25 protein-coding genes are annotated in these 26,307 nt (G+C 42.1%); 16 read left to right on the top strand and 9 right to left on the bottom strand.

The features are described from left to right. The first annotated feature begins 289 nt into the window (after window positions 1-289). Window positions 290-1,000 (top strand): CHAT domain-containing protein, encoded by a 711-nt coding sequence (locus AC5JM2_RS00540; protein WP_495832968.1) that lies wholly within the window; start codon window positions 290-292, stop codon window positions 998-1,000. Between the two features lie 220 nt (window positions 1,001-1,220). On the opposite strand, the gene AC5JM2_RS00535 is transcribed toward AC5JM2_RS00540, so the two are convergent. Continuing rightward, entirely contained in the window at window positions 1,221-1,481 is a 261-nt protein-coding gene (locus AC5JM2_RS00535) for an NDH complex assembly factor CRR9 (protein ID WP_169155553.1), read from the bottom strand. Between the two features lie 159 nt (window positions 1,482-1,640). Continuing rightward, window positions 1,641-2,318 carry an iron-sulfur cluster biosynthesis transcriptional regulator SufR gene (gene sufR, locus AC5JM2_RS00530; RefSeq protein WP_495832967.1) on the bottom strand — a complete coding sequence of 226 codons (678 nt, stop codon included), beginning with the start codon at window positions 2,316-2,318 and terminating at the stop codon, window positions 1,641-1,643. A 232-nt stretch (window positions 2,319-2,550) separates the two neighbouring features. Between sufR and sufB the strand changes: the two genes are divergently transcribed. From sufB to groL, 6 genes are all read left to right on the top strand, one after another. Next, on the top strand, window positions 2,551-3,990 hold the full coding sequence (sufB, locus tag AC5JM2_RS00525) for a Fe-S cluster assembly protein SufB (RefSeq protein ID WP_495832966.1): 1,440 nt from the start codon (window positions 2,551-2,553) through the stop codon (window positions 3,988-3,990). Window positions 3,991-4,094: 104 nt separating this feature from the next. Next, entirely contained in the window at window positions 4,095-4,883 is a 789-nt protein-coding gene (gene sufC / locus AC5JM2_RS00520; RefSeq protein WP_495832965.1) for a Fe-S cluster assembly ATPase SufC, read from the top strand. After that, window positions 4,883-6,286, top strand: a complete 1,404-nt coding sequence (gene sufD / locus AC5JM2_RS00515) for a Fe-S cluster assembly protein SufD (RefSeq protein WP_495832964.1) — start codon at window positions 4,883-4,885, stop codon at window positions 6,284-6,286. The genes sufC and sufD overlap by 1 nt, the downstream gene beginning before the upstream one ends. 23 nt (window positions 6,287-6,309) lie before the next feature. Further along, entirely contained in the window at window positions 6,310-7,572 is a 1,263-nt protein-coding gene (locus AC5JM2_RS00510) for a SufS family cysteine desulfurase (RefSeq protein WP_495832963.1), read from the top strand. Between the two features lie 477 nt (window positions 7,573-8,049). Next, entirely contained in the window at window positions 8,050-8,361 is a 312-nt protein-coding gene (gene groES, locus AC5JM2_RS00505; protein WP_210613015.1) for a co-chaperone GroES, read from the top strand. A gap of 118 nt (window positions 8,362-8,479) precedes the next feature. Continuing rightward, window positions 8,480-10,120, top strand: a complete 1,641-nt coding sequence (gene groL / locus AC5JM2_RS00500) for a chaperonin GroEL (RefSeq protein ID WP_495832962.1) — start codon at window positions 8,480-8,482, stop codon at window positions 10,118-10,120. Between the two features lie 1,227 nt (window positions 10,121-11,347). On the opposite strand, the gene AC5JM2_RS00495 is transcribed toward groL, so the two are convergent. Continuing rightward, window positions 11,348-11,476 (bottom strand): hypothetical protein, encoded by a 129-nt coding sequence (locus AC5JM2_RS00495; protein WP_495832961.1) that lies wholly within the window; start codon window positions 11,474-11,476, stop codon window positions 11,348-11,350. A gap of 210 nt (window positions 11,477-11,686) precedes the next feature. Here AC5JM2_RS00495 and AC5JM2_RS00490 point away from each other — a divergent pair, with 210 nt between their 5' ends. The 5 genes from AC5JM2_RS00490 to AC5JM2_RS00470 all read left to right on the top strand — a co-directional run bounded on the left by AC5JM2_RS00490 (window position 11,687) and on the right by AC5JM2_RS00470 (window position 14,517). Beyond that, on the top strand, window positions 11,687-12,253 hold the full coding sequence (locus AC5JM2_RS00490) for a 7-cyano-7-deazaguanine synthase (RefSeq protein WP_495832960.1): 567 nt from the start codon (window positions 11,687-11,689) through the stop codon (window positions 12,251-12,253). Further along, window positions 12,240-12,833 carry a hypothetical protein gene (locus tag AC5JM2_RS00485; RefSeq protein WP_495832959.1) on the top strand — a complete coding sequence of 198 codons (594 nt, stop codon included), beginning with the start codon at window positions 12,240-12,242 and terminating at the stop codon, window positions 12,831-12,833. Before AC5JM2_RS00490 ends, AC5JM2_RS00485 begins: the two co-directional genes overlap by 14 nt. Window positions 12,834-13,136: 303 nt before the next feature. Further along, window positions 13,137-13,337 (top strand): hypothetical protein, encoded by a 201-nt coding sequence (locus AC5JM2_RS00480; RefSeq protein ID WP_495832958.1) that lies wholly within the window; start codon window positions 13,137-13,139, stop codon window positions 13,335-13,337. A gap of 5 nt (window positions 13,338-13,342) precedes the next feature. Continuing rightward, entirely contained in the window at window positions 13,343-13,759 is a 417-nt protein-coding gene (locus AC5JM2_RS00475) for a nucleotidyltransferase family protein (protein WP_495832957.1), read from the top strand. An 8-nt stretch (window positions 13,760-13,767) separates the two neighbouring features. Then, the gene (locus AC5JM2_RS00470) at window positions 13,768-14,517 is read left to right on the top strand and encodes a CHAT domain-containing protein (protein WP_495832956.1); all 750 of its coding nucleotides are present in this window, start codon (window positions 13,768-13,770) and stop codon (window positions 14,515-14,517) included. A gap of 234 nt (window positions 14,518-14,751) precedes the next feature. Here the strand turns inward: AC5JM2_RS00470 and AC5JM2_RS00465 are convergent, their stop codons facing one another. The 5 genes from AC5JM2_RS00465 to AC5JM2_RS00445 form a co-directional block, all read right to left on the bottom strand. Beyond that, on the bottom strand, window positions 14,752-15,252 hold the full coding sequence (locus AC5JM2_RS00465) for a hypothetical protein (RefSeq protein ID WP_495832955.1): 501 nt from the start codon (window positions 15,250-15,252) through the stop codon (window positions 14,752-14,754). Window positions 15,253-15,373: 121 nt separating this feature from the next. Then, entirely contained in the window at window positions 15,374-16,216 is an 843-nt protein-coding gene (locus AC5JM2_RS00460) for an ABC transporter ATP-binding protein (RefSeq protein WP_495832954.1), read from the bottom strand. Window positions 16,217-16,261: 45 nt separating this feature from the next. Continuing rightward, the gene (locus tag AC5JM2_RS00455; protein ID WP_495832953.1) at window positions 16,262-18,268 is read right to left on the bottom strand and encodes an ABC transporter ATP-binding/substrate-binding protein; all 2,007 of its coding nucleotides are present in this window, start codon (window positions 18,266-18,268) and stop codon (window positions 16,262-16,264) included. Window positions 18,269-18,495: 227 nt separating this feature from the next. Continuing rightward, window positions 18,496-19,335 carry a nitrate ABC transporter permease gene (ntrB, locus tag AC5JM2_RS00450; RefSeq protein WP_495832952.1) on the bottom strand — a complete coding sequence of 280 codons (840 nt, stop codon included), beginning with the start codon at window positions 19,333-19,335 and terminating at the stop codon, window positions 18,496-18,498. Window positions 19,336-19,385: 50 nt separating this feature from the next. Continuing rightward, complete coding sequence (locus AC5JM2_RS00445) at window positions 19,386-20,747, bottom strand: CmpA/NrtA family ABC transporter substrate-binding protein (RefSeq protein WP_495832951.1); 1,362 nt, start codon at window positions 20,745-20,747, stop codon at window positions 19,386-19,388. An 876-nt stretch (window positions 20,748-21,623) separates the two neighbouring features. Here AC5JM2_RS00445 and AC5JM2_RS00440 point away from each other — a divergent pair. The 4 genes from AC5JM2_RS00440 to AC5JM2_RS00425 all read left to right on the top strand — a co-directional run bounded on the left by AC5JM2_RS00440 (window position 21,624) and on the right by AC5JM2_RS00425 (window position 25,361). Beyond that, window positions 21,624-22,169, top strand: a complete 546-nt coding sequence (locus tag AC5JM2_RS00440) for an outer membrane beta-barrel protein (RefSeq protein WP_495832950.1) — start codon at window positions 21,624-21,626, stop codon at window positions 22,167-22,169. Between the two features lie 329 nt (window positions 22,170-22,498). Further along, window positions 22,499-24,526 carry a sulfite reductase, ferredoxin dependent gene (gene sir, locus AC5JM2_RS00435; RefSeq protein WP_495832949.1) on the top strand — a complete coding sequence of 676 codons (2,028 nt, stop codon included), beginning with the start codon at window positions 22,499-22,501 and terminating at the stop codon, window positions 24,524-24,526. Window positions 24,527-24,855: 329 nt separating this feature from the next. Next, on the top strand, window positions 24,856-25,104 hold the full coding sequence (locus AC5JM2_RS00430; protein ID WP_495832948.1) for a hypothetical protein: 249 nt from the start codon (window positions 24,856-24,858) through the stop codon (window positions 25,102-25,104). Next, entirely contained in the window at window positions 25,101-25,361 is a 261-nt protein-coding gene (locus tag AC5JM2_RS00425) for a type II toxin-antitoxin system RelE family toxin (RefSeq protein ID WP_495832947.1), read from the top strand. The genes AC5JM2_RS00430 and AC5JM2_RS00425 overlap by 4 nt, the downstream gene beginning before the upstream one ends. A gap of 16 nt (window positions 25,362-25,377) precedes the next feature. On the opposite strand, the gene AC5JM2_RS00420 is transcribed toward AC5JM2_RS00425, so the two are convergent. Beyond that, entirely contained in the window at window positions 25,378-26,169 is a 792-nt protein-coding gene (locus AC5JM2_RS00420) for an Rpn family recombination-promoting nuclease/putative transposase (protein WP_495832946.1), read from the bottom strand. Window positions 26,170-26,307: the final 138 nt, after the last annotated feature.

Raw genomic sequence — 26,307 nt, 5'->3', positions numbered from 1 at the left:
CCCGTTGGGCGCTCACATCTTGCAGCAGTTGCGTTATTGCAATTTTTGTAAGGTGGGCACTGCCTAGAGTTCGCTCAAAACCTTATTTTTACGTTGTGGGCAGTGCCCACCCTACGGTGATTGAGAATGGTGCAAGATCTCAGTTTTAACGGACTTTAGCTATAAGCCTTGAACTTCAGTTCAAGGCGTACTCAGGTCGAGATGCAAGATCTGAATTAGGGCACGCGGATTTTCCTTCCCCTACACCCCTACACCCCTACACCCTTACCCCCCTAATTTTTGTAAATCTATGCCAGAAACTCCTAATAGACAATCTAACTTCAACTTACAAGGCGCTCAATTCGCTGGAGGTCTTGTAAACGCTGATTCAGTGAACGCCCATCAAATAGGTGGTGATATTACCAACTACAACCAAGTTGCACGAACAGAAGCCAACAATTCTGCAGTCAAAACAATTCTAATTTTGGCAGCAAATCCAAAAAACAGTTTGCCCCTGCGATTAGATGAAGAGGTGCGAGAAATTGAGGCTGGATTGCGACGAGCAAAAAAACGAGAATTATTTGACCTAAAACAGCGTCGGGCTGTGCGTGTTCAAGAAGTTTACCAATCGTTATTGGACTTTAAGCCACAAATTGTTCATTTTAGCGGTCATGGTACAGGTGATGATGGTTTGGCGCTGGAGGATGAAACCGGGAATGTGCGATTAGTAGATACACAAGCTTTGGCTAGACTATTCGAGTTATTTGCTTCTCACATTGAGTGCGTTGTTCTCAACGCTTGTTACTCAGAAGTTCAAGCCCAAGCGATTGTTAAGCATATTCCCTACGTGATTGGAATGAACAAGCAGATTGGTGATCAAGCTGCAATTAAATTTGCAACAGCTTTTTATAACGTATTGGGTGCTGGAGAGTCGGTTGAATTTGCTTATAAGCTTGGGTGCAACGTTATTCAGCTAGAGGGTATTCCAGAATATTTAACTCCTGTATTAAAGAAGAAGTAAGTAGGTCGTTAAAATAGGGCAGGGAACAGGGAACAGGGAACAGGGAACTTTTAAGAGGATGTTTTAAAAGCTTACTTTTATGTATCTTGGCGATTAGAAATCGCAGCTATACAGACAAAACCTGCCTCCGCAGGTTCTGAAATTCTTGATTCTTCATTAGTCCACAGAGGTGGACTTTGCTTGTGTAGTAGCGAATTATATTCGCCCAAGACTTTTAAGCTTACCACTTTAAATAAGCTGCCTCAATTCCTTGCTCTCGTCGAATCTTTCCATCTTTTTCAAACCAATCAATCACCTGCTGGGCTGTCAAATCTTCAATATTCACTTCGTTTTCTTGGGCGATTTGCTTCAAAAGCCTCAGAGATGAGATTGTCAATCGAGTTAAAAATTTCTCTGGTGAGGAGAGCAAAGCAGCATCGACTTTTACTAACTCTTCTGGAGTTATAAATTGTGAGGTTGATTGTGGTGATGGTAACTCCATAACTTTTGTTTAAGATTTGCCTAAAATTTACTCAAATGTTGCGGTTGTAACGGGTTAGAAATCACTGGTTCGTAAATCCGATTACTAACTACCTATAATCTTTGGTTTAGACTGAATAAAAATGCTCACTTGTTGCGGTTACTCACTTAATGGAAAAACTTAAAGTTTGTTTTTTCGCTCTTGTACTAAATAGCCGCAGCGATGTTCGCCGTTAATAATCCAGTGAGTACGTTCTACTGTACAATCAGGTAAAACTGTAGCAAACATTTCTAATTCATGACCGCAAATGCTGGGGAAAGATTCTGCAACGTTAGAAATCGCGCAGTTGTATTCGGTTAAAATAAATCCGTCGCCTTGTGATGACTCACTCGATTCTACAGGATGACACTCAGCCATAAAGCCCTCAGCTTTTCTCAGTTTTACCAAAATTGCCACCCTTTCTGACAAAGAGGCGTTTCCCAGGCGATCGCGATATTCTTCTGCCTTGCGCTCCCATTGCTTTCGTAAAATTGAACTGACTTGGTCGTGTCCGACCGTTTCTGCTAATGTGTCCAACAGAGAAACCGCAAATTGACCATAACCATCAGCACCATCTCCACGCAGGCGATCGCGTCCAGTACGAGTCAATTGATAAACATGCTGTGGACGCCCCATTCCTCCTTGCACTGACAATGAGAAAGAAATCAACTCCTCGCCCTCTAAATCCTTCAGATGACGACGAATTGCTTGGGGGCTAATATCGAGAGCTTCGGCTAACTCAAAAGCTGTAGCCTGTGAGTGTTTCAAAAGATATTTTAGAATATCTTGCTTTGTTGAGGACTGGTGGGTAGTCTCCATCGTCGTCCCAAAAGTTCATTTGATTTGCAGAAAAATATAAGTTTGACAACAATGTTGTTGTTAATCTAGCTTAAAATGAATATACATTAAACAACAATGTTGTTGTTTTAGTCTATATAGTTATTTTAGCAGTCTCGTAACCACTCGGTGACGAAACATGGGAATCGGTTAAAAAAGCCCGTCTCCCTTCCTTAAAGAGATTCTACAAAGCGAACGCAAGAGAAAACTACCAATGAGTGCCACTGTCAAGACATTAGTCAACCAGCCATACAAGTACGGCTTTATCACCGACATCGAAGCCGACACAATCGCGCGTGGACTAAACGAGGACACCATCCGCCTTATCTCGCTCAAGAAAAACGAGCCAGAGTTCATGCTGGATTTTCGCCTGAAAGCTTTTCGCCAGTGGCAAAAAATGGCAGAACCAACTTGGCCAAGCGTTAAGTATCCGGTGATTGATTACCAAAATATCATTTATTACTCCGCGCCGAAACAAAAGAAAGAAAAGCTTAACAGCTTAGATGAAGTTGATCCCGCTTTGTTGGAAACCTTTGAAAAGCTGGGACTTCCCCTGTCTGAACAGAAGCGACTGGCAAACGTCGCTGTGGATGCGATTTTCGATAGCGTTTCTATCGGAACCACCTTTAAAGAAAAACTTCTCAAAGAAGGTGTGATATTCTGTTCCATTTCTGAAGCCTTACAAGAATATCCAGAATTGGTGCGCAAGTATTTGGGTAGCGTTGTCCCAACAGCAGATAATTATTTTGCAGCGCTTAATTCCGCCGTCTTTAGTGATGGTTCCTTCGTTTACATTCCCAAGGGTGTGAAATGCCCGATGGAACTGTCTACCTACTTCCGGATCAACAATGGCGAAACTGGACAATTTGAGCGGACACTGATTGTTGCTGAAGAAAATAGCTATGTCTCCTACCTGGAAGGCTGTACCGCACCAATGTACGACAGTAACCAGCTACATGCTGCTGTCGTAGAACTCGTCGCCCTCGACAATGCCGAGATTAAATACTCCACCGTGCAGAACTGGTACGCTGGAGACGCAAACGGCAAAGGCGGTATCTATAACTTCGTCACCAAGCGCGGTTTGTGTCAAGGTGTGAATTCTAAGATTTCTTGGACACAGGTAGAAACTGGTTCGGCTATCACCTGGAAGTATCCTAGCTGCGTGTTGGTGGGTGATAACTCTGTGGGTGAGTTTTACTCAGTGGCGCTGACGAATCATATGCAGCAAGCTGATACGGGTACTAAGATGGTTCACGTTGGTAAGAACACCCGCAGTACGATTATTTCTAAGGGAATTTCCGCCGGTAAATCGAGTAATAGTTACCGTGGTTTGGTGAAAGTTAACCCGAAGGCGCAAGGGGCGCGGAACTATTCCCAGTGCGACTCGATGCTGATTGGGGATAATGCTCACGCCAATACTTTCCCTTATATTCAGGTACAGAATAATACTGCGAAGGTTGAGCACGAAGCTTCGACTTCTAAGATTGGGGAAGATCAATTGTTCTTCTTCGCACAGCGGGGCATTTCCTCAGAAGATGCTATTTCGATGATGATTAGTGGCTTCTGTAAGGATGTGTTTAATCAGCTACCGATGGAGTTTGCGGTGGAGGCTGATAAGCTGTTGAGTCTGAAGTTGGAAGGTAGTGTTGGGTAATTCTCTTCGTGTCCTTTGTGTCTTCGTGGTTCAATAAATATTTAACCGCGAAGGCGCGAAGGGCGCGAAGCAGGAAGAAAGAGAAGAGAAGAGAGAGAAGATACATGATTATTGAGAATAGTGAAGTTGTGCTGTCAGTACGAGATTTGACGGCTGATGTTGATGGGACGCCGATTCTTAAGGGTTTGAATCTTGAGGTACGTTCGGGTGAAATCCATGCGATTATGGGACCGAATGGTTCTGGTAAGAGTACTTTTTCTAAGGTTCTGGCTGGACATCCGGCGTATGAGGTGACTGGCGGTGAGGTGATTTTCCAGGGGCAAAATCTGCTGGAGATGGAACCGGAGGAACGCGCCAGAAGTGGTATATTTTTGGCGTTTCAGTATCCGTTGGAAATTCCGGGTGTGAGTAATTTGGATTTTCTGCGCGTGGCTTATAATTCTCGTCGTAAGGCGCAGGGTTTAGAGGAATTGGATGCGTTTGATTTTGATGATTTGATTGAGGAAAAGCTGGATGTAGTGAAGATGAATCCTGCTTTCCTGAGTCGGAGTTTGAATGAAGGTTTTTCTGGTGGTGAGAAGAAGCGTAATGAGATTTTGCAAATGGCGCTTCTGGAACCAAAGTTAGGAATTTTGGATGAGACTGATTCAGGTTTGGATATTGATGCTTTGAAGATTGTGGCGAACGGGGTGAATCAGCTGACGAATCCGGAAAATGCCACAATTATGATTACTCACTATCAGCGGTTGCTGAATTATATTGTGCCAGACTTCGTTCATGTGATGGCAAATGGACGAATTCTCACGAGTGGTGGTAAGGAACTGGCGTTGGAATTGGAATCACGCGGTTATGACTGGGTGTTGGAAGATGCGCTTGATGAGGTGGGTGTGTGATGAGCGTTCTAGTTTCTCCTAGTCCGGTTCCTAATTCAAATCCAGTTGATTTGGCGTCTGCTGTGTTGGATAGGGATGCTGAACTGACTGGGTTATTAAATCAGATCATAGATGATCACACATCTTTTGACGGTGCTGATGCTTGGTTGCAGGAGTTACACGATCGCGCTACGCTTTGGGTGCGTAAATCGGTTCTTCCCACCACTCGCGATGAGGAATGGCGCTTTAGCGATTTGTCGTCTTTGCGGAAAGTAAAGTTTGAAGGTGTTGTAAGTCAGCCAGCAGATATCAGTTTATCGGATATTCCTTCGATACCAGAAGCTGCGAACCGTTTGGTGTTTGTGAATGGGGTTTATGCGCCTGAGTTATCTGCGGTTGCAGGTTTGCCAGATGGGGTGATCGTTAGTAATTTGGCTGGTTTACCTGTGGGCGATCGCCAGCGTGTGCAGCAATATTTGGCTCAAACTGAGGGGGCGCATGAGGTGTTTACTGCGCTCAACACGAGTGGAATCAAAGATGTAGCTGTGGTTTGGGTGGCGAAGAATGTGGTGGTGGAAACACCGATTCATTTGATGTTTGTTGCTGCTGGGAAGTCTGCCACGATTTCTCTACCACGTTGTTTGGTGGTGGCGGAGGTTGGTAGTAGTGTGACGTTGGTGGAAGAGTATACGAACCGCAAAGGCGCAAAGGACACGAAGGAAGAAGAGGAAAAGAGGGTTTACTTTTCCAATGCGGTGACTGAGGTTTGGCTTGAGGAAAATGCTCAAGTGAATCACACTCGGCTTGAGTTGGAAGGTGCGGAGGCTTTCCACGTAGGGAAGACTGCTGTTTCTCAAGCTCGTTACAGTCGGTATACTTGTCATGCAATCACTTTTGGTGGGAAGTTGTCGCGTCACAATTTAGAGATTTTACAGGCTGGTGAGCAAACGGAAACGATTCTGAATGGGTTGACGGTGATTGGGGGAAACCAGTTGGCGGATACTCATAGTGCGATCGCTCTGAATTATCCTTATGGCAGAAGTCAGCAATTGCATAAGTGTATTATTGGCGATCGCGCTCATGCTGTGTTTAACGGTAAGGTTTTTGTTCCTAAGCCTGCACAGTTGACAGATGCAGCACAGTTGAATCGGAATTTGTTACTATCGCCAAAGGCTAGGGTTGATACTAAGCCGCAATTAGAAATTACCGCAGATAATGTGAAGTGCGCTCACGGTGCTACCGTCAGTCAGTTGGAGGATGATGAAATCTTCTACTTGCAAAGTCGGGGTATTGATGAGGATAATGCTCGCAACTTATTAATTAATGCTTTCGCGGCTGAAGTTATTAACCAAATACCTGTTCCGTCTTTACAAGAAAGACTCACACAAACTGTCAATAATTATCAGTCAATCACTAATGACTAATGACCAATGACTAATGACTAATTATGACCTTTACCCAAGAAAGAACCCTTGCTGATCAAGTCCGTGCTGACTTCCCAATATTACACCAAGAAGTTAACGGCAAACCCTTAGTCTACTTTGACAACGCTGCTACGTCACAAAAACCTCTGCTCGTTCTCAACACGATTCGAGACTATTACGAGCAGTACAATTCCAATGTACATCGCGGTGTACATGCTCTTAGCGCTAAAGCGACGGAAGCTTATGAAGTCGCCAGAGACAAAGTTGCTGCGTTCGTAAAAGCTGCATCACGCCAGGAAATTGTTTTCACTCGCAATGCTTCTGAGGCGATCAATTTGGTTGCTTACAGTTGGGGAATGAGCAATTTGCAGCCAGGGGACGAAATCATCCTCTCGGTGATGGAACACCACAGTAATTTAGTACCTTGGCATTTTGTCGCCCAAAAGACGGGCGCGGTGCTGAAATTTATTGAACTGGCTGCGGAAGAAACTTTTGATTTAGAAGAGTTTAAAAAGCTGGTTTATGAAAAAACAAAATTAGTGTCGGTGGTGCATGTTTCTAACACTTTGGGTTGTATTAACCCAGTGAAGGAAATTTGCGAAATTGCTCATCAACACGGTGCTAAAGTATTAATTGATGCTTGCCAAAGTGTCCCTCATATGCCTATCAATGTACAGCAAATTGGCTGTGATTGGTTGGTAGCTTCTGGTCACAAAATGTGTGCTCCAAGTGGGATTGGCTTTTTGTATGGCAAGTTAGACTTGCTGCGATCAATGCCTCCCTTCTTGGGTGGTGGGGAAATGATTGCGGAGGTTTTTTTAGACCACTCTACGTATGCAGATTTACCACATAAATTTGAAGCAGGAACACCAGCTATTGGCGAAACAATTGCTCTTGGTGCAGCGGTAGACTATCTTACCAACATTGGTATGGATAAAATCTATGCCTATGAAGCTGAGTTGACTGGTTATTTGTTTGAGCAGTTAGAACAAATTCCTCAGCTTCGCATCTACGGTCCTAAACCTAAAATAGCAGGTTTGGGCAGAGCTGCTCTTGCTGCGTTCACCGCTGGCGAAATCCACGCTAACGACATATCTACATTATTAGATCAAGAAGGTATCGCGATTCGTTCTGGACACCACTGCACACAACCATTGCACCGTCATTTAGGTATTGCGGCGACTGCACGGGCAAGTTTATCTTTTTACAATACTCGTGAAGAGATAGATGTTTTTGTGAAAGCGTTGAAGGAAACGTTAGATTTCTTTGGTGGTTTCTTAGAGTGAAATTGCAATACGGTTCGGTTAAGCTCTAAGTGCAGTTTCCGTAGAAGATACAACAACGCTGCGCTAACAATAATTAGTGGGTGTATGAGTTGGTGCGTGGAGATCGTCCCAGCCAGAAAGGCGCAAGTCCTGCGCCTTTAAATTTTTTTCTTGTAAGTGCCTGAATTGAAGTCCCTAAGCTTAAATACTTCGGGACTGCTTGATTTTTTTAAAACTATATGACATGATACTTAACATAAAACTACTGCAAGTCAATCAAGTTAGTGAATTTTAACTGGCACTACTAGCAATTTCTCATTTTGCTCAGTATTGATTGGATTGATTTGATCAGAAAACCTTCCATGCCTACGACACAACGTATGATGGATTTTCCTCCCGATTAGACATCTGTGATTGAGCAAACATCTGTCTTTACCAGTTCATAACCTAATTACACTCATTTGTTCACCTTAAGAAAGTTAGCTTGGAAAGTTTTGTATGGCAGCTATAGCGTTGAGCGTATCTACTCTTAAGCCTCTGGGTGATCGCGTTTTCATCAAGGTTAGTGAGTCTGAAGAGAAAACAGCGGGAGGCATTCTTCTGCCTGATAGCGCTAAAGAAAAACCGCAGGTGGGTGAAATTGTTGCAGCCGGCCCCGGTAAACGCAACGATGACGGCACCCATCAAGCAATTGATGTAGCAGTTGGCGATAAAGTTCTCTACTCTAAGTACGCTGGCACCGACATTAAGCTTGGTACGGAGGATTATGTGCTGTTGTCTGAGAAGGACATTCTGGCAATTGTTTCATAGTCGATACCATTAGCTATTAGTCATTCGTACTCCACAAGCCAAATAGCGAATGACAAATAACTGATGACAGTTACAACTGATCAACTTACACACTACTTACACAGAAAACTTGAATACTATGGCTAAACGCATCATATACAACGAAAATGCTCGTCGTGCTCTGGAAAAAGGAATTGACATTCTTGCTGAAGCAGTAGCAGTGACTTTAGGTCCTAAAGGCCGTAATGTTGTTTTGGAAAAGAAGTTTGGCGCTCCTCAAATTGTCAATGATGGAGTCACCATAGCTAAAGAAATTGAACTAGAAGATCACGTTGAAAACACGGGTGTATCTCTAATTCGTCAAGCAGCTTCTAAAACCAATGATGCTGCTGGAGATGGCACCACAACTGCAACTGTTTTGGCTCACGCCATTGTCAAAGAAGGATTGCGCAATGTCGCTGCTGGTGCAAACGCCATTGAACTCAAGCGTGGTATCGACAAAGCCACAGGTTTTCTAGTGGACAAGATTAGAGAACATGCGCGTCCCGTCGAAGACTCCAAAGCGATCGCTCAAGTTGCTGCCATCTCTGCCGGTAACGATGAAATCGTGGGTGCTTTAATTGCAGAAGCATTAGATAAGGTTGGTCGTGAAGGGGTAATATCCCTGGAAGAAGGTAAGTCAGTCACCACCGAATTGGAAGTTACAGAAGGCTTGAACTTCGACAAGGGTTATATTTCTCCCTATTTTGCTACGGATACGGAGCGGTTGGAAGCAGTGCTGGATGAGCCTTTCCTGCTACTAACCGATAAGAAAATTGCTTTGGTACAGGACTTAGTACCCGTTCTTGAGCAAGTAGCCCGTGCTGGTCGTCCCTTAGTAATTATTGCCGAAGATATTGAAAAAGAAGCTTTGGCAACCTTGGTTGTTAACCGTTTGCGTGGTGTGCTGAACGTAGCTGCTGTAAAAGCACCTGGATTTGGCGATCGCCGCAAGGCTATCCTAGAGGACATTGCCATTCTCACAGGCGGGCAGTTGATTACCGAAGATGCTGGTCTGAAGCTGGATGCTACCAAGCTTGAGCAACTCGGGAAAGCTCGCCGCATCACCATCACCAAAGATAGCACGACCCTCGTTGCTGAAGGCAATGAGCAAGCTGTGAAGGCTCGGGTAGAACAAATCCGGCGGCAAATCGAAGAAACCGAGTCTTCTTATGACAAAGAGAAACTGCAAGAACGTTTGGCCAAGCTAGCTGGCGGGGTTGCAGTTGTTAAAGTCGGTGCTGCCACAGAAACCGAACTCAAAGACCGCAAGCTACGTCTGGAAGATGCGATTAACGCTACTAGAGCTGCTGTTGAAGAGGGTATCGTTCCCGGTGGTGGCACAACGCTAGCACATCTGGCTCCTGGATTGGAAAGCTGGGCAAAGTCTACCCTAGTAGGTGAAGAATTGACAGGGGCATTGATTGTGTCTCGGGCACTGGCTGCACCTCTAAAGCGGATTGCCGAAAATGCGGGTCAAAACGGTGCGGTAATTGCGGAACGAGTCAAAGAGAAGGACTTCAATGTGGGCTATGACGCAACAACCGGCGAGTTCGTGGATTTGTTTGCAGCGGGGATTGTTGATCCCGCTAAGGTGACCCGTTCGGCTGTGCAGAATGCTGCGTCAATTGCAGGTATGGTATTGACCACCGAAGCCATTGTAGTTGACAAGCCAGAACCGAAGGATAATGCTCCTGCTGTACCCGGTGGCGGTGGCTTAGGCGGCGACTTCGATTACTAATGATTCATCAAGAGTAACCGTGAATTGCTCTTGCCTGAATCAAAAAAGCTCAGTTTCAACCGTGCAAAGTATCAATCTCAAGAGGTGATCGTCAGATGCTGAAATCACCTTTTGAGATTGCGATTTCTCTTTATGTAGTCCCAAGGCTTCTCGAAGCAGAGTTTGAGTAGGCGTCAGGAGAAACGCATCTTATTTCCTAATAAAAATTAAAGAGGATTTCCAAACAGGGCAAACTCACCAAAATTTACAAAAAATCATTGCACTCATGGTATCCTATTGAAATTAGATGCTTTTCCCCTGGACGACCACCTTTAATGATAAAAAATCATGCCCAGAAATTGCTCCATGAACTGTGAAATATAGGGGGTCAAGTAATTGCTCACCAAATCTGGTGTTGACAATGGGAATAGTATGAAGATAACTGCTAATGCAAAGCTAAAAATAGCAGTTGTTAAAGCTATAAATCTCCCAAAACAACCAGGATTAATTTCAAGAAAAAACAGCTTGGCTTGACCAATTACTGCAATTATGAAGCAAATTATTCCAAATGTTAACAATAAATTTGTCATCGATAAGCTCATCATCTCATGATTGGTAGTGGTGATATTACTTTGATAGAAGCCATCAATTAAGTGCTTAATTTTTAGTTTAAATAGGTTTTTTAATAATTACAAATATTATTTTTACTCAATTTGATAAATTTCAGTAATGAAAAAACTGTTATAGCAATCTGTGCAGGAGTTGTGAAATTACTCGTTGAGGTAGGGAACGCTTAACGTTTAATACCATTTCACGAAATCCCTGATACAAATGATTGGTTTCTAATTCTTTCCCCCTGCTTCCTGCCCCTTATATGTATCAACCTTAAAGTGAAACGGTATAACAGGGAAGAAGAATGTACAAATTTACTTTGTTTTTAAGCGCAGAGCGCAGGCACTTTCACACAAATGAAATAGGACTGCTATATCATGGCAAATTCTTGGGCACTAGTAAGTAATAAAAGTAAGAGCCAAAGAAATCGGGAATCTTGTTGTTCACGAATTATTTAGGATTGCTATATAGGAATCCTACTTGAATCTTGCTCAGTATACTGATAAGGAAAGCTTTGTATATCAAGCTTATAGCCAGCTTAGTTGTTCAAAAATCAAATAGGAGTCCTATATCAATCCTATTTGATTGTGGAAAATGAGCCACACTAGAAAGTAAACAACCGAGGAAAGGAATCGGTTATGATATTGGCTTAACAACAATATCTCCTGAATTACTGTCTATTCTTGCATCAGAACCAGATTGAGGAACTTGAAATAGTGATAAATTTGAGGTGTTTAGTTCATCACAAGCTTGCCCTTGAGTCATTTTGTCATGCAGTAGTCTAAACTCCAGTAATGATAATGCCGAAGACAATCAGCAACATGCTGAAGATATTCACCAAGGTGATCACTTCACCTAGAAGAATGAAATCTTTAAAACCCTATTTAATACTAAGTTGCGTTCAAAGAGCTAATTCTCAGAACTTGTTTATTGTGCTAGGATTGACACTCAACTTTTTAGCTAGTTCAGCAATTGATGCTTCAACCAGATGCAGACGTAAATTTACTACTTGGGGGAGGGATTGATTCCGCAGCTTTAATCGCCTTCTACCTTTCACGCGGTTTGACTATAAGAGGTATTCACTTCAACTATAACCAACCCAGCTTTGAAGGAGAACGCCGTGCTGTCCTAGCAATAACTCAACATTACAACATCTCCCTCAACACAATTGACTTGGGGTTGAAAATTGTCCGCACTCAGGGAGAATACCATTGTCGCAACGCAACCCTACTGCTCGCATCTGCTAGCATTCTTTCCACTAAGCACGGCAGATTTGCTATAGGAATTCATGCCGGAACACCTTATTACGATTGCTCCAAAGCATTTTTAGAAGATATTCAACGAATTTTTAATGGTTATTTTGCAGGCTCCGTTCAAGTTGAAGCTCCATTTATAGAATTCACCAAAAAAGATATTTTCAAATATTGTAAAATCACAAAAATGCCAATAGAGATGACGTTTAGTTGCGAACGTCGCGGAGATATCCCCTGTGAAGAATGCCCATCATGTTTAGACAGGAGAGCATTGGATGAGAGTTTCTGAAATTTGTAAATCTCGCCAAATTTCTATCATTGATATCCCTACTCCCCTCATCGTCCCATCATTTTCCAGCCGGGGATTTCCTGAATTAAAAAACATTTACACAAAAACAAAAGAATATATTTCAGATGTCTCGCTAATAAGTGCTTATGATATACATTACGAACTCCAAGACGTATATATTTATGCCTCTGATCTTCTTTTTATAGATAGTGGTGGTTATGAGACTCAACCAATCAAATTAACTGCCACTTCAGATGATGTTTATGCGTACAGAGACTGTAGACCTGTCCGCCCCTGGTCTAGAAAATTACACCAAGATCTACTTGATAACTTACAATCATTATCTCAATTAGTTTTAATAAGTTATGATGATTGGGATAAACATCAATTAACACTCTATCAAATAGAAACTGCTAAATCTCTCTTTCAGCAATATCCAAATTTTGCCTCAAATTTTCTTTATAAACCTGAAACACCTGAATCAGAAGTAATCAATATAGATAGTTTACTTGAACACGCTCATTGCCTAACTTCATTTTCAGTACTAGTACTCCAAGGCGTAAATTCGGTTAGGGTGTAAATATAGACTTTTAAGGGGAAGCGTTTGGCAGTATAACCCTATCTAAACTTACGCCGCACTGTACTAGGCATAACAGAAAAAGAACTTGGGAGTTCAATCCTAGAAAGATGCCGTAACCTTTTAAAAATTCGCTTCCACCTTCAACAACAAAGTATCGAAATACCAATCCATATTTTAGGATGCTTAGACTCGGTTTTAATTATTTCCTACTTTCTTTGTGGAGCAGACATATTTGATGGACTTGCTTGGCTGCGCTACGCTTTTGTTGATGGTCTGACATTGTACCAATCAACAGCAGCACTCATGCAAGCAGATTGGCATTATTCTGAATCAGAGCTAAATCAACTTTATAGTATTAAAAATCTTCAAAACCTTAACCTCTTATCTCATGCAATGAATAGATTTTGTCATACAAAACTTCTCCAAGAATTTTCTGCATGGGAAAAGGTCATGCCACAAGTGCTTAATTTGGTAAAAGATGCTGGACTAGAAGTTGAGGAGTAACAGTTATGGGTGGCAGTAGTGGAAGTTATAGCTGGTCTTCTAGTAGTTCCTCAGAAGACATTAGCCAAATGCTCAAGCGTGCATGTGAAAGCACCGACACTTCGTCTTATAACTCAGAAGTCAACAGTCTACTTCAAGGTGCATTAAAGGACTTTAATAATAGAGACTCTGAGGCTACCCAACGGCATTTAGATGTTCTCAAAGAAGCAATTGATTCAGAAATAGAAAATAGCGTTGACTTATTATTTGGTGGCTCAATTCGTAAAAACACATTCATCAATGGTTTGAGTGATGCAGATACATTAGTACTCGTTAATAACACGTCTTTAGAAAAAAGTTCTCCTCAAGAAGTTTTAGACTACTTTGCACTGCGAATTAAACCTCTAGCCGCAATGATGGGAGTGGGGGAGGGCCACGTTTAGCAACGGAAATGTGTGGAGAACCTCATCGTTTCATCCATATTTTTGATACTAGTGCTGTTGGCAGTCTTGTCACTGGTTTAACCACCCGTCAAGGCAAAAGACCTGTGAAAGAAGTAGTAAGAGGTATAGTAAAGTTAATCCAAGCTCTAGAATCTCACGATACTAATAAACAAATAGAACCATCTACGTTGATGCAAAAAATCTTGATTCTAACAGCAATTCCTCACGGACTGCGTTTGGATAAAGAGATTCGAGAAATTGAAGAAGCTATACTACGAGCCACCAATCGAGATTTATTTGAAATTGAAATTAGAACCGCTGTACGTCCAAGAGATATTCGCAGAGCTATCGCGGAAGAACAGCCTCAAATCGTTCATTTCTGTGGACATGGTGAACCGGATGGCAGCTTATTATTAGAAGATGATGGCGGAAATAATAAACCTGTTTCACCAGAAGCTTTAGCATTTCTGTTTAAGTTACACGCTGATTATGTTAAATGCGTACTGCTTAATGCTTGTTATTCAGAACAAGCTGCTATGGCAATTAGCCAATACATTAATTATGTCATTGGGATGAATAACCCAATTCAAGACAAAGCAGCAATTACATTTGCTCAAGGATTTTATGATGGACTGGGTTATAAAAACTCAGGCAACCAAGATTTATTTCAAAGAGCCTTTGATGAAGGTATGGTTGCTATTCAATTGGAGAGCCTTTCACAAGGGGAGATACCAGTTTTCAAAAAAACTTTAAACTAACATGAAATTAAACAATTATCAAACACTCCTGTTACTGGTTTTGAGGCATCAGGAGTAGGGGCAGATTACCTCAGAGCGTAAGCGCAAAGCGCACGCTAAGAGCGAACGCGCAGCGTGTCCCCTTGGAACTTAGCGGAGTGAAGCAATTCGCTTGCGGTTTTGATAATTTTACATTTTGTTACATAGTGAGGTTTCTTCATGCCTACCTACTTATTCTCATGCTTACATTAATAATTAATGACTCTGTAATGGTGCAGGCTTAACAACAATAGTTCCTGAATTACTATCTATCGTTGCATCAGAACCAGATTGAGGAACTTGAAATAGTGATAAATCGGTATTAACTGTTCCTTTTAAATAAGTCTCGCCAGCGACTTCGCCTCCTAAATCTATTAAGCCAAAAATTTCTTGCGTGACGGTGTTGAAATTGAATTGGAAATATTTAGGTATTGATACGCCATCTACAACGTTATTATAAGTAGCAATAACATTCTTCAGAGGATCGAAAAAAGAAACATTGAGGGATTGTAAAACATAAGTCTGTCCAGCCCCTTTTTCAGAAAAACTTCCTGGCGCGGTGTTTTCATCATAACTAAATGAACCAAGAGCAGAATAATTATTATTACCATTCCAGTTGAAGTTTAATGTAATAGCATGAGCGGGAGTTATTCCCGTCAGTACAATAATTAAAGCGGTTGCAGTAGCTAATGTTATTTTTAAAACGAGTATTCTCATAGCTTTCATTTAGTGGCAATAGAGAATACTATAAACGAAACCGCTTCACTTACTCGTAGCAAAGCCGCTTTGATTGCGTTTCCAGGTAGAACCTGGAAACGAGATTTTAGCTTTGTCACATTTATTCGTCGTGCGCAAAGCGGCGGTAGAGGTAATCAAGGACGTGGTTCCGCAGTCTGTAGTATTCTGGATCTTCCATAATCCGAGCGCGATCGCGCGGACGAGGAAAAGGAATTTGGATATCTTCACCAATTCTAGCAGCAGGTCCGTTAGTCATCATGACCAAACGGTCTGCAAGGAACAGTGCTTCATCAATGTCGTGAGTAATCATCAACACTGTGCATCGTCGTTCGTTCCAAATTTTCAACAATTCTTCTTGCAATTCTTCTTTGGTAATCGCATCTAACGCCCCAAAAGGTTCATCTAAAATTAAAACTTGAGGACGAATCGCCAAAGCGCGGGCGATCGCAACCCGCTGTTTCATCCCCCCAGAAATTTGCGTCGGTTTTTTGTCAGCAGCTTCTGTCAGTCCCACCAGTGCTAAATGTTCGCGTACAATCGCTGACTTCTGTGCTTTTGGCTTATTTGGGAAAACGGCGTTAATGGCTAAGTAAATGTTTTCAGAAGTCGTCAACCAGGGTAACAAAGCATAGTTCTGAAATACCATCATTCTATCTGGTCCTGGTTGAGTAATGGGTTTGGAGTTGAGTAGCACTGATCCGTCAGTGGGTGTGGCGAACCCAGCAACCATGTTCAGCAAAGTTGATTTACCACAACCAGAGTGACCGATGACGCAGATAAACTCGCCCTCATTCACGGTGAGGTTCACATCTTGTAGTACTGTATAAGAACCTTTCGCTGTGGGATAAACCTTAGAAACGTTCTCAATCAGTAAGAAAGGATTTTGGTGTGTAGCTGTTGCCCCAGACTGTCTGTAAGGGTTAGAAAAAGTGCGATCGTACATGTCAGTATTTCCCAATTCAAAATTCAGAATCAAAATCTACAATTCTCAAGAAACTGCCAAAACTTGGCGTGAGTTAATGACAACTTCTGCTATTGAGACATTGCGTTTAATGTCGAGACTGTTGAGATAGGCGATTGGATCATCAGCATTAAACACACTGCCATCAAATAACTCGATGGGACCACGATGATACTTCATATCAAGTAGACCGAGTTCTCGTGCTGCGGTACTAAACACACTAACTCGACAAACTCGTTCCAGGATTTCTAACCAGTTCCGGGGGAAGGGAATATCTTCCCAACGCGCCATCTGAGTCATCATCCACAGATGTTCTGTTCGACTGGGACGATTCACACCATCTCCGAAAAATAGGTGGTGGGCATACTGCCGCATTGGTTGTTCTAGACTACATACGTAGGAGTTTGGATCGCCAAGTTGGATGTAATCCTCAGTTGTACTGACATACTCCCGCCCAGATAAAATTTGGCGAACTTCCTGAAAATTATTTTGATCAGCGCAGTATTGACAAGCCTCCAACAAGGCTTTGACTAAGGCGATGTGGGTGTTAGGATAAGCATTTGCCCAGTCTTCCCGAACTCCTAAAACTTTGCCTGGGTGTCCTTGCCATATTTCCAAATCTGTAGCGATAGTAAAGCCAACACCTTCGATTGACGCCCTGAGGTTCCAAGGTTCACCCACACAGTAACCATCAATAGTCCCTGCTTGCAAGTCAACCACCATTTGAGCTGGAGGAATCGTTTTCAGGGAAACATCATAGTCAGGATCAATTCCACCAGCTGCTAACCAGTAACGCAACAGCATGTTGTGCATCGAGGAAGGATGAACCATCCCGAGAGTATGACGTTGATCTGTAGAATATTGCAGCAATCGTCTAAAGTCTGCCAGGGAATATATTCCTTGGTCATAAAAACGTTTATCCAGGGTAATAGCATTACCATTACGGGTGAGAGTAAGAGCGCTGACAACTGGTACAGGACGACCCCTATCACCTCCCACTGTCATCCAAACTGGCATCCCAGAAGGCATTTGCGCTGCATCTAAATATCCGCCACTAATCCCATCGGTAATTCCGCGCCAACTCGCTTCGCGCACCAGAGTTACTTCATCTAAACCATGTTTGGCGAAGAAACCTTTTTCTTTAGCGACAGCCAGAGGGGCGCAAGCAGTCAAGGGAAGGAAACCTATTTCCAGGTTCACTTTTTCTAAACCATGACGGGCGATCGCTGCTGTTTTCCTTGCCCTAATTTTCTTAATCCGTTTTTGTTGATTCAGGAAGTAAATCATTTCACTCCGCAAGCTGTAGTAGCTAGGATGTTCTACCACTTCCATCCGCTTACGAGGTCGAGAAATATCCACCTCCAAAATGTCTCCAATCTTCGATTCTGGTCCATTTGTCAACATCACGATTCGGTCGGACAACAGCACCGCTTCATCGACATCGTGAGTCACCATAACAGCGGTGACTTGGTTTTCTTGACAAATTTGCATCAACTGTTCTTGCAAATTGCCTCGTGTGAGTGCATCTAACGCACCAAATGGTTCATCTAGCAAGAGTAATTTGGGACGAATTGCTAAGGCACGGGCGATCGCCACCCGCTGCTTTTGTCCACCCGATAACATTGCTGGGGCTTTATCAGCATGAGGACGCAACCCTACCATATCGATATGCTGCTCTACAATTGCCTTGCGCTCATCCACAGAGTAATCATTCAGCACTGAATCTACAGCAAGAGCAATATTTTCTCGTACTGTCCGCCAAGGTAAGAGTGAATAATTCTGAAACACCACCATCCTATCTGGACCAGGTCTGGTAATTCTTCTTCCTTCTAGCGTCACCACACCTTCGCTTGGTAAATCCAAACCAGCAATCATATTTAAAAGGGTGGATTTACCACAACCAGAGTGACCAATCAGAGAGATAAATTCTCCTCTTTTAATCTGGAGGTCAATTCCTTTAAGAGCAATATATTCACCACCATTAGCTAAGGAAAAAACTTTATCAATCTGGTCAACAGCAACAAAAACACTCATTTTCTTATCCTTTGTTATTTGTTATTTGTTTTTACCCTTTGCCATTTACTAATGACAAAGGATGAATAACCACTCTTTTCCCGCGACAAGATTACTATCTTCTCTTTTTCTTCTTTCTTTGCGCTCTTGGCACGCCAGGTGCTACAACGGGGGGAACCCCCGCAACGCACTGCCTCGTCTTGGCGGTTCATTAAATAAATCTTCTTCGCTCAAGAAGCAACTAACAACTACTTTTGTTCTTCTGGTAAAATTCTCGACTGTACCCAAACCATCAACTTGTCGAGTATCAAACCAACCACACCGATGTAGACGAGAGCCAAAATAATTTCACTGACTTTGTTATTCTGATAGGCATCCCAGATAAAAAAGCCAATTCCAACAATACCGGACATGATAATTTCTGCCGCAATAATCGCCAACCAAGCCAAACCAATCGCAATTCTTAAGCCTGTAAAAATGTAGGGGAGAGCAGCAGGAATAAGGATATTAAAGAAATATTCCCGACGAGAAAGTTGCAGAACTTTGGCAACGTTGTTGTAATCTTGAGGGATTTGTTTTACACCAACTGCTGTGTTTATTAAGATGGGCCAAATCGCCGTAATAAAAATCACGAACAGTGCAGCAGGTTCGTTTTGTCGTAAAGCTGCAAGAGAAATCGGCACCCAAGCCAGAGGTGGTACAGTTCGGAATAATTGAATCATCGGATCTAACGCCCTGGACATGACTTTACTTGTACCAATTACGATGCCCAAGCTAATACCGACAATTGCCGCAAGTGAGTAACCAATTGCTACCCGTTGTAAACTTGCCAAGATTTGCCAAAATAAACCTTTGTCTGTACCACCTCGGTCATAAAAAGGATACATAATCAGTATCCAAGTGTCTTGTATGACCTGGATTGGTCCTGGTAGTGTTGCTCCAGGAGTCCAAGCAAACAACTGCCATAGAACTAAAAAGATGGCGATCGCTATAATCGGTGGTATCAAACCAGGATATTGCTTTTGCAGACGGGAGAACCAAGCATTATCACCAGTATTTGTCCGAGAGCGTCTTTGCAGAGTTACCATTGTTTATTTCCTCTTGAAATTTTGTTTTTCTTACTGAGTAAAAACTGAGCTTAAACTTTCACTTTCTTAATCTTCAGACTTTGCAAATAAGCCTTTGGATTTTCTGGGTCAAACTTGACACCATCAAAAAATTCTTCAACCCCACGAGACGTACTGCTGGGAATATCCGCAGCCGGAACACCCAATTCTTTGGCAGCTTCTTTCCACAAATCCTCACGGTTAACTTTATCTATCAATGTTTTGGCATTTGCTAAGGTGTCTGGTGGTAAAAAGCCCCAGCGCACACTTTCTGTTAAAAACCAAAGGTCATGGCTCTTGTATGGATACGAGACGTTACCTTTTTCGTCTTTCCAATACAGAGATGCCATTTTTTTGTCGTTAACAGTGCGACCATCACCCATGTCATACTTACCCATGAATGGATCGTTGAGAACGTCTGCGGGCACGTTAAAGTAACTCCGCTTTGAAAGGATTTGAGTGAGTTCTTTTCTGTTGTTAAAGTTATCGCACCACTGTTGCGCTTCCATCAGACCTTTCAAAAGGGCTTTAGTCGCCTTGGGATTTTGGTCAACCCAATCTGCCCTCATTGCAAGATATTCTTCTGGATGATTTTTCCAGATTTCTGCAGTTAATACTGGCATGAAGCCAATCTTATCTTTGACAATTCGGTAGGGCCAAGGGTCACCTGTACTAAAAGCATCCATCGACCCCGTCTTCATATTTGCAACTGTTTGAGCTGCTGGGACTGTTAGTAGTTGAACTTCCTTATCTGGATCGACACCCGATGCAGCTAACCAGTAGCGAATCCAAAGCTCTTGATTCACTCCTGGGAAAGTCATGGCAGCTTTGAAGATATTTTTTGCTGATTTGAGTTGAGCAAAAAACGTTTCTTTGCCAGCAATCTGCACACCCAGACCTTTGCCTTGGTGCTTAGATGCGATCGCAATTCCATTACCCTGAGTATTTAACTGAGCCAAGATATACATGGGTATTTTTCGGTTACCCTTGGTGATGCGTCCTTCAGAAATCAGATACGGCATAGGCATCTGCCATTGACCACCATCAATACCACCTCCAGCAGCCCCAATTTCTACGTTGTCTCTTGCTGAACCCCAGTTAGCTTGCTTAGAGATATCAACTTCGGTCATACCATACTTAGCAAAGAAGCCTTTTTCCTTTGCAATAATCAAAGGAGCAGCTTCAACAATAGGCAGATACCCTAGCTTGACTTTGGTTGTTTCTGGTTTATCCGCTGCACTGATATTGGTAGCAACAACTTGCTGTACTTGACTTGTAGTTGCAGTGTCGGGAGGATTTCCCAAACAACCCTTGAGGAATACAGACCCTACAGCAGAAACTCCAGCAGTTAACAAAAACTTGCGTCGAGAAAATTGATTTGAAAAGTCAGCCATAACATTAAAACTTGTTAATTACAATTGTTTTTGGGTATGCAAATGAGGGCAACAGAACAATTATGTTCATTGCTTTTTTATGTGCTATTCACACGTAATTTGAAATCTATTCGCGCCTCAATTGGATGAACTGAGGTATTTGTCATCAGCAGAATTTACTGTTGTAAATCAACTTATCACTTTTTTATCAGCAGTGGTTAATGTCTCAAGCAAAATAATTAAAGAAATCTTATATGGTTCCTATAAGAAAAATCTTAATTAAATATTTACTTTTATTGCTTGACTCTTTTATATAGAGTTTATTCAATAATAACTATTCTGTTTTAGCCGTATTAACAATAAGCTATAACTTCTGATTTATAGTAACTATTGTCTTTAATAATAAATATTTTATAATTTTAGAAAAAGTTTCAATGTGCACTAAATTACTACAAAGTCAAGAGAAAAATCTAATATTTAGTCACTCCCATCAAAATAACAGTGCTCTCCGGTTTATCTTATCAGAGGAATTGTAAAGAATGATGAATCACAATCCTCTATTTATCAACCGAGTAGCAGTAACTAGTGACGATGCATTGTAAGGAAAAGGTCAGCCCCTTCGGAACTGACTGCCTTAACGAGTTAACTTTATTTGTGCTGACTTACTTAGTTACTTATGTGCCAGTAAAACAAGTGTCTACTTTCAAGATAAAAATTCCGGATAAAAAAATGACACTATGTAATAAGAAAAGCCTTATTTATACATTAATAAAATATTTGGTGTATTCTCCATTTCTCGCAAAAAATAAGGATTTTTTTTCTAAAAAATGTGGAACCTTTTAAGTAGTTTTTCGACATGGGATCTAAAATCAATACCTTCAACATTTGGTAAAGATTATGAAACGGTTGCTTAAGTCTTTTGTGACAATTTCTGCATTGTCGTCTGTTGTGGTTGCTCCTATTTTTCTTTCAGCTGGTCAAGCTTCTGCTTCGCCTCGACCAACAGAAAACGGTACTGACGCTAGCTATATCGGTGTTGGTCCTTCTGGTGGTATCACCAATGGTGGGCAAAAGGGTGATGCAGCGACATTTGGTGGAAATGTCACTGGTCGCTATAAATTAGGAGACACACCTTTATCTGCACGCGGTCAACTTCTTTGGGGTAATGAAACAACTGCTATCATCCCACAAATTTCCGCAGATTTAGGTGTGGGTAAAGGTACTAATATTTACCTTGGCGCTGGTTACTCTTTTGTAGAGAAAGATGGTAAACCAAGTCCGTTGGGTAACAAAGATGGTGTAGCGCTGACTGCTGGCGTTGAATCAGAACTGGGTAATAGCTTTATGCTCTACAGCAACGCTACCGTGGGAGTTGATGCTTACAAAAATAGCCCTGCTTCTGCTGTCAACCTCAGTGGTGGTGTTGGTTATCGTTTTAGATAAAGCTGTAGTTCAATTGTCGGGTTGAACCACAGCGATAAGCGAATCCTCACAGGAACTATATCCCGTTAGGTTGAGGAATTATAAACGAATCATTTGTCTGTTTTCAAGTGCCAAATGGTAAGTTATAACTCATAACAATAGTATAAGTAATATTGCTGGGTTTATCTAAGTGTAACATCACTGAAAAACCCGGCTTTTCCGCGTGTTAAGATCATTGTATTTCTCCTAATTCCGACCGGATTATCGGAAAAAAGTCAGCCGAAAGGGTGCTTCTCAGTTACGCTTCGGCCCATGGTAATAATTTTTTGAAAAAACTCTGTACCACTGTAATGGTTAAATCTGCTCCTCCGACCACAAGCCGTAAGCCCTCCAAAGTAGAAGCAATCAAGGAACGCAGCAATTCTTTGCGTGAACCTGTAGCAACGGAAATACTTCAAGATACAACTCACTTTAGTGAAGATGCCATACAAATACTAAAGTTTCATGGCTCTTACCAGCAAGATAACCGTGATAATCGGGTCAAGGGACAGGAAAAAGACTACCAGTTCATGCTGCGGACGAGAAATCCGGGTGGGTTTGTCCCGCCACAGCTGTTTCTGACTTTAGACAAGCTGGCAGATGAATATGGTAGCCACACCTTACGAGTAACCACTCGTCAAGGGTTTCAGATGCATGGGATTTTAAAGAAAAATCTTAAGGCAGCATTTGCCGCTATTATCAAAAACATGGGTTCAACGCTGGGCGCTTGCGGCGACGTGAACCGCAACGTCATGGCACCTCCAGCACCTTTCAAAAATAAGCCTGAGTATCAGTACGCTTGGGAATACGCTGACAATATTGCTAACTTGCTAACACCCCAAACAGGCGCTTACTACGAAATTTGGCTAGATGGGGAAATGGCAATTAGCGCTGAGGAAAACCCAGAAGTGAAGGCGGCGCGAGAGAAAAATGGCACTGGCACAATCTTTCACGACAAAGAAGAACCTCTTTACGGAACTTACTATATGCCGCGCAAGTTCAAAGCTTGTGTGACGGTTCCAGGAGATAATTCGATTGATTTGTATAGCCAAGACTTGACTTTGGTAGTCATAACCAATGACAAGGAAGAGTTAGAGGGATTTGACGTTTTTGCTGGCGGTGGTTTAGGACGAACACATAATAAAGAAGAAACCTTTGCCAGAATAGCAGATCCAATTTGTTATGTAGATAAGAATGACGTTTACGATCTCGTCAAAGCGATTGTTGCGACTCAAAGAGATTATGGCGATCGCACTGACCGCCGTCATGCCAGGTTAAAATATCTCATCCACGATTGGGGCGTTGATAAGTTCCGCTCCCAAGTTGAGGAATACTTTGGCAAGTCACTCGCACCCTTTAAAAAACTGCCAGAGTTTAAATATCATGACTTCCTCGGTTGGAATGAACAAGGCGACGGTAAGCTGTTCTTAGGGATTTCCATCGACAACGGTCGAGTTAAGGATGAAGGCGACTTCCAACTCAAAACCGCTTTGCGGAAAATTGTTGAAAAGTATAACTTGCCCATCCGCTTAACACCCCACCAAAACCTCGTCCTCTACGATATCGAACCAAAGAACAAGCAAGCGATTCAAAAGATTCTTAGCAGTCACGGAGTCATTTTTGAACCAGAAAAAATTGACTCCCTTGTACGGTATGCTATGGCTTGCCCAGCTTTGCCCACTTGCGGTTTGGCTATCACCGAATCAGAACGAGCAATTCCCGGAATTTTAGAGCGGATTCGCACCCTTTTGGATAAAGTGGATTTACCAAACGAGCATTTTGTGGTAAGAATGACGGGTTGTCCCAACGGTTGTGCTCGTCCTTACATGGCAGAACTCGGCTTTGTGGGTAGCGCTCCTGAATCTTACCAAGTTTGGCTGGGAGGTTCACCAAATCAAACACGGCTGGCGTTACCTTACATGGAGCGGCTGCACGATAATGACATAGAAACCCAGCTAGAACCGATTTTTGTCTACTTCAAACAGCAGCGCCAGACAGAAGAAACATTTGGTGATTTTTGCGATCGCATGGGTTTTGATGCTATCCGCGAGTTTGCTGCTAACTACGAATCTCAAACTGTTGCACCACCAGAAATCACAGACGATGGTGATGGTTTGGTGGAGACAATGGCAGATTCTACCACAGCAGCAATTACAGAAGATAGCGATCGTCAGGAAGTGGCGATCGCCAATACGACAACAGCGACAAGCAAAAACCGCCATCGCGTCACCCTGCAAGATGAGGTTTACAACAGATTGAAGGAAATCTCTCAGCGTCAAGGGAAGGCGATGACTAATTTGGTGAATGAAGCGCTTCTGGATTATTTGAAGAATCTGTAGCACTACAGGGTAGGGGTACAGTTTGCTCATTGGTGTCAACTTAAAGCTCAAACACTTAATTTACCGACGTTTTCGATCCCCCCTTAATCCCCCCTTAAAAAGGGGGGAAATAAATCTTAGCCCCCTTTTTAAGGGGGTTGGGGGATCGAAAATCTAGATGGTACATCAAAAAATGCTCAAATGCTTGCCAAGAAAGGCTTTTGGCTTAAGTTGACACCAATGACAGTATGCTGTGCCTCTACAATCGACTTGTATTGTACCCAACAGAGAGTATGAGGCGAACCTCATAGTCTAAGAATACGAAAAACAACAAAACCAATTGGAGAAAAATGCCAGCCATTGTTAAACTACAACTCTCCTTGGAAGCTTTAGCAGAAGTGATATCTTCTCTGAATTTAGAAGAAAAACGTCAACTTCAAGAGATAATTGAGCAACAAATTTTTGAAACTGAAGAAGCGCTGTACGAAGATGATGCAGAAACACAGGCAGAAATTCAAGCAGTTCGCGCTGAGTATGCAGTTGGTGAGTACACGACTATGGATGAATTTCTTGCTAAGCGCTCAAATCAAGCATCATGAGCTATACTATCGTTATTTCAAAGTCGGTACAAAAGCAGATTGACGACTTGCCAAATGATGTTATTGAGCGCGTTGTTGAAAAAATTCAAAATCTCGCAAATGAACCGCGTCCCGATGGAGTTATCAAATTAAAAGGCTCTGATAACGAGTATCGTATCCGAGTTGGTGATTATAGAGTTCGTTATGAGATTGATGATGAAAGTCAACTTGTACAACTTTTACAGTGCAAGCATCGGAAAGATGTTTATAGAAAATAATTTGAAAATTACCTTACTATTCATCTAATCGCGTTTGCTGTTCTGCTTGCTGGACTTGTGCAACATCTAAATCTAAAGCCTGTGCTACTTGTTTCACAGTTAAGCCCAATGCTAAAAGCTTAGGTACAGCTTCTAATTTTGCTTTTTGTTCACCTTCTTCTCTCGCTTCTTGATAAACCCGCGTTTGCTTCAATTCACTGAGACTAAACATAGCTTCTATCTCCTTGCGACTCATTTTCGGAAATTTATAAACTAAGATTGTTTCTATTAATTCTAGTAATTGTTTTTGTGGCAGTTGCAAATTTACTGATTGCTGGATACGGTTGATTAATTGCCTAGCGGTGCTAATGGCTGTATCTTCCTCTTCTATTACTAATTTTATCGTAGCAATGCCTAGCGGCAGTGATGCAGCTTCACCTAATTCATCTAAATAAATTAGACTGATACGCTGGCTATGGAAGAATTCCCAGAAATCTTGTTTATCACCTTTATCTATCTCTCTGCTAGGATAAATCACGACTCCTCGCCAAGAATTTTTGCGTTTGTTTTGGCGTAAGTATAAAGAAATTTCCGACACAAGACGTAAGTAAATATCTGTGTCTGGTTGAAACTGAACCTCGACAAAATAAATCGGAACTTCTTCATCTTGGATGGGAAGAAATACACCATCAATTCTGAAGGCTGTTTGCTTGACTTCAACTGAAGAAAATTCGTAGAGATTCGCTGTTTCGGGAGAGTTACCAATCAGTTCAAAGAAGATATTGGGAAATTCTTGAAAGAGACGATAAAAGATGCTATCAGTTTTCACACTTAGGTTTTGGCGTAGTTTTTAGCTGTAGCGATTTTATCACTACCGTAACCGCCAAATTTTGATGGTGAGATAATCTTGACTGGTGCGATTCGTTGTGAGTGAATCTCGGTAATCAGTCCGTAAATAAACTCACCA

It is taken from the genome of Brasilonema angustatum, from assembly GCF_059505445.1.
Note: the sequence above shows the minus strand (reverse complement) of the source record. Positions and strands in the feature narration are given on the sequence as shown.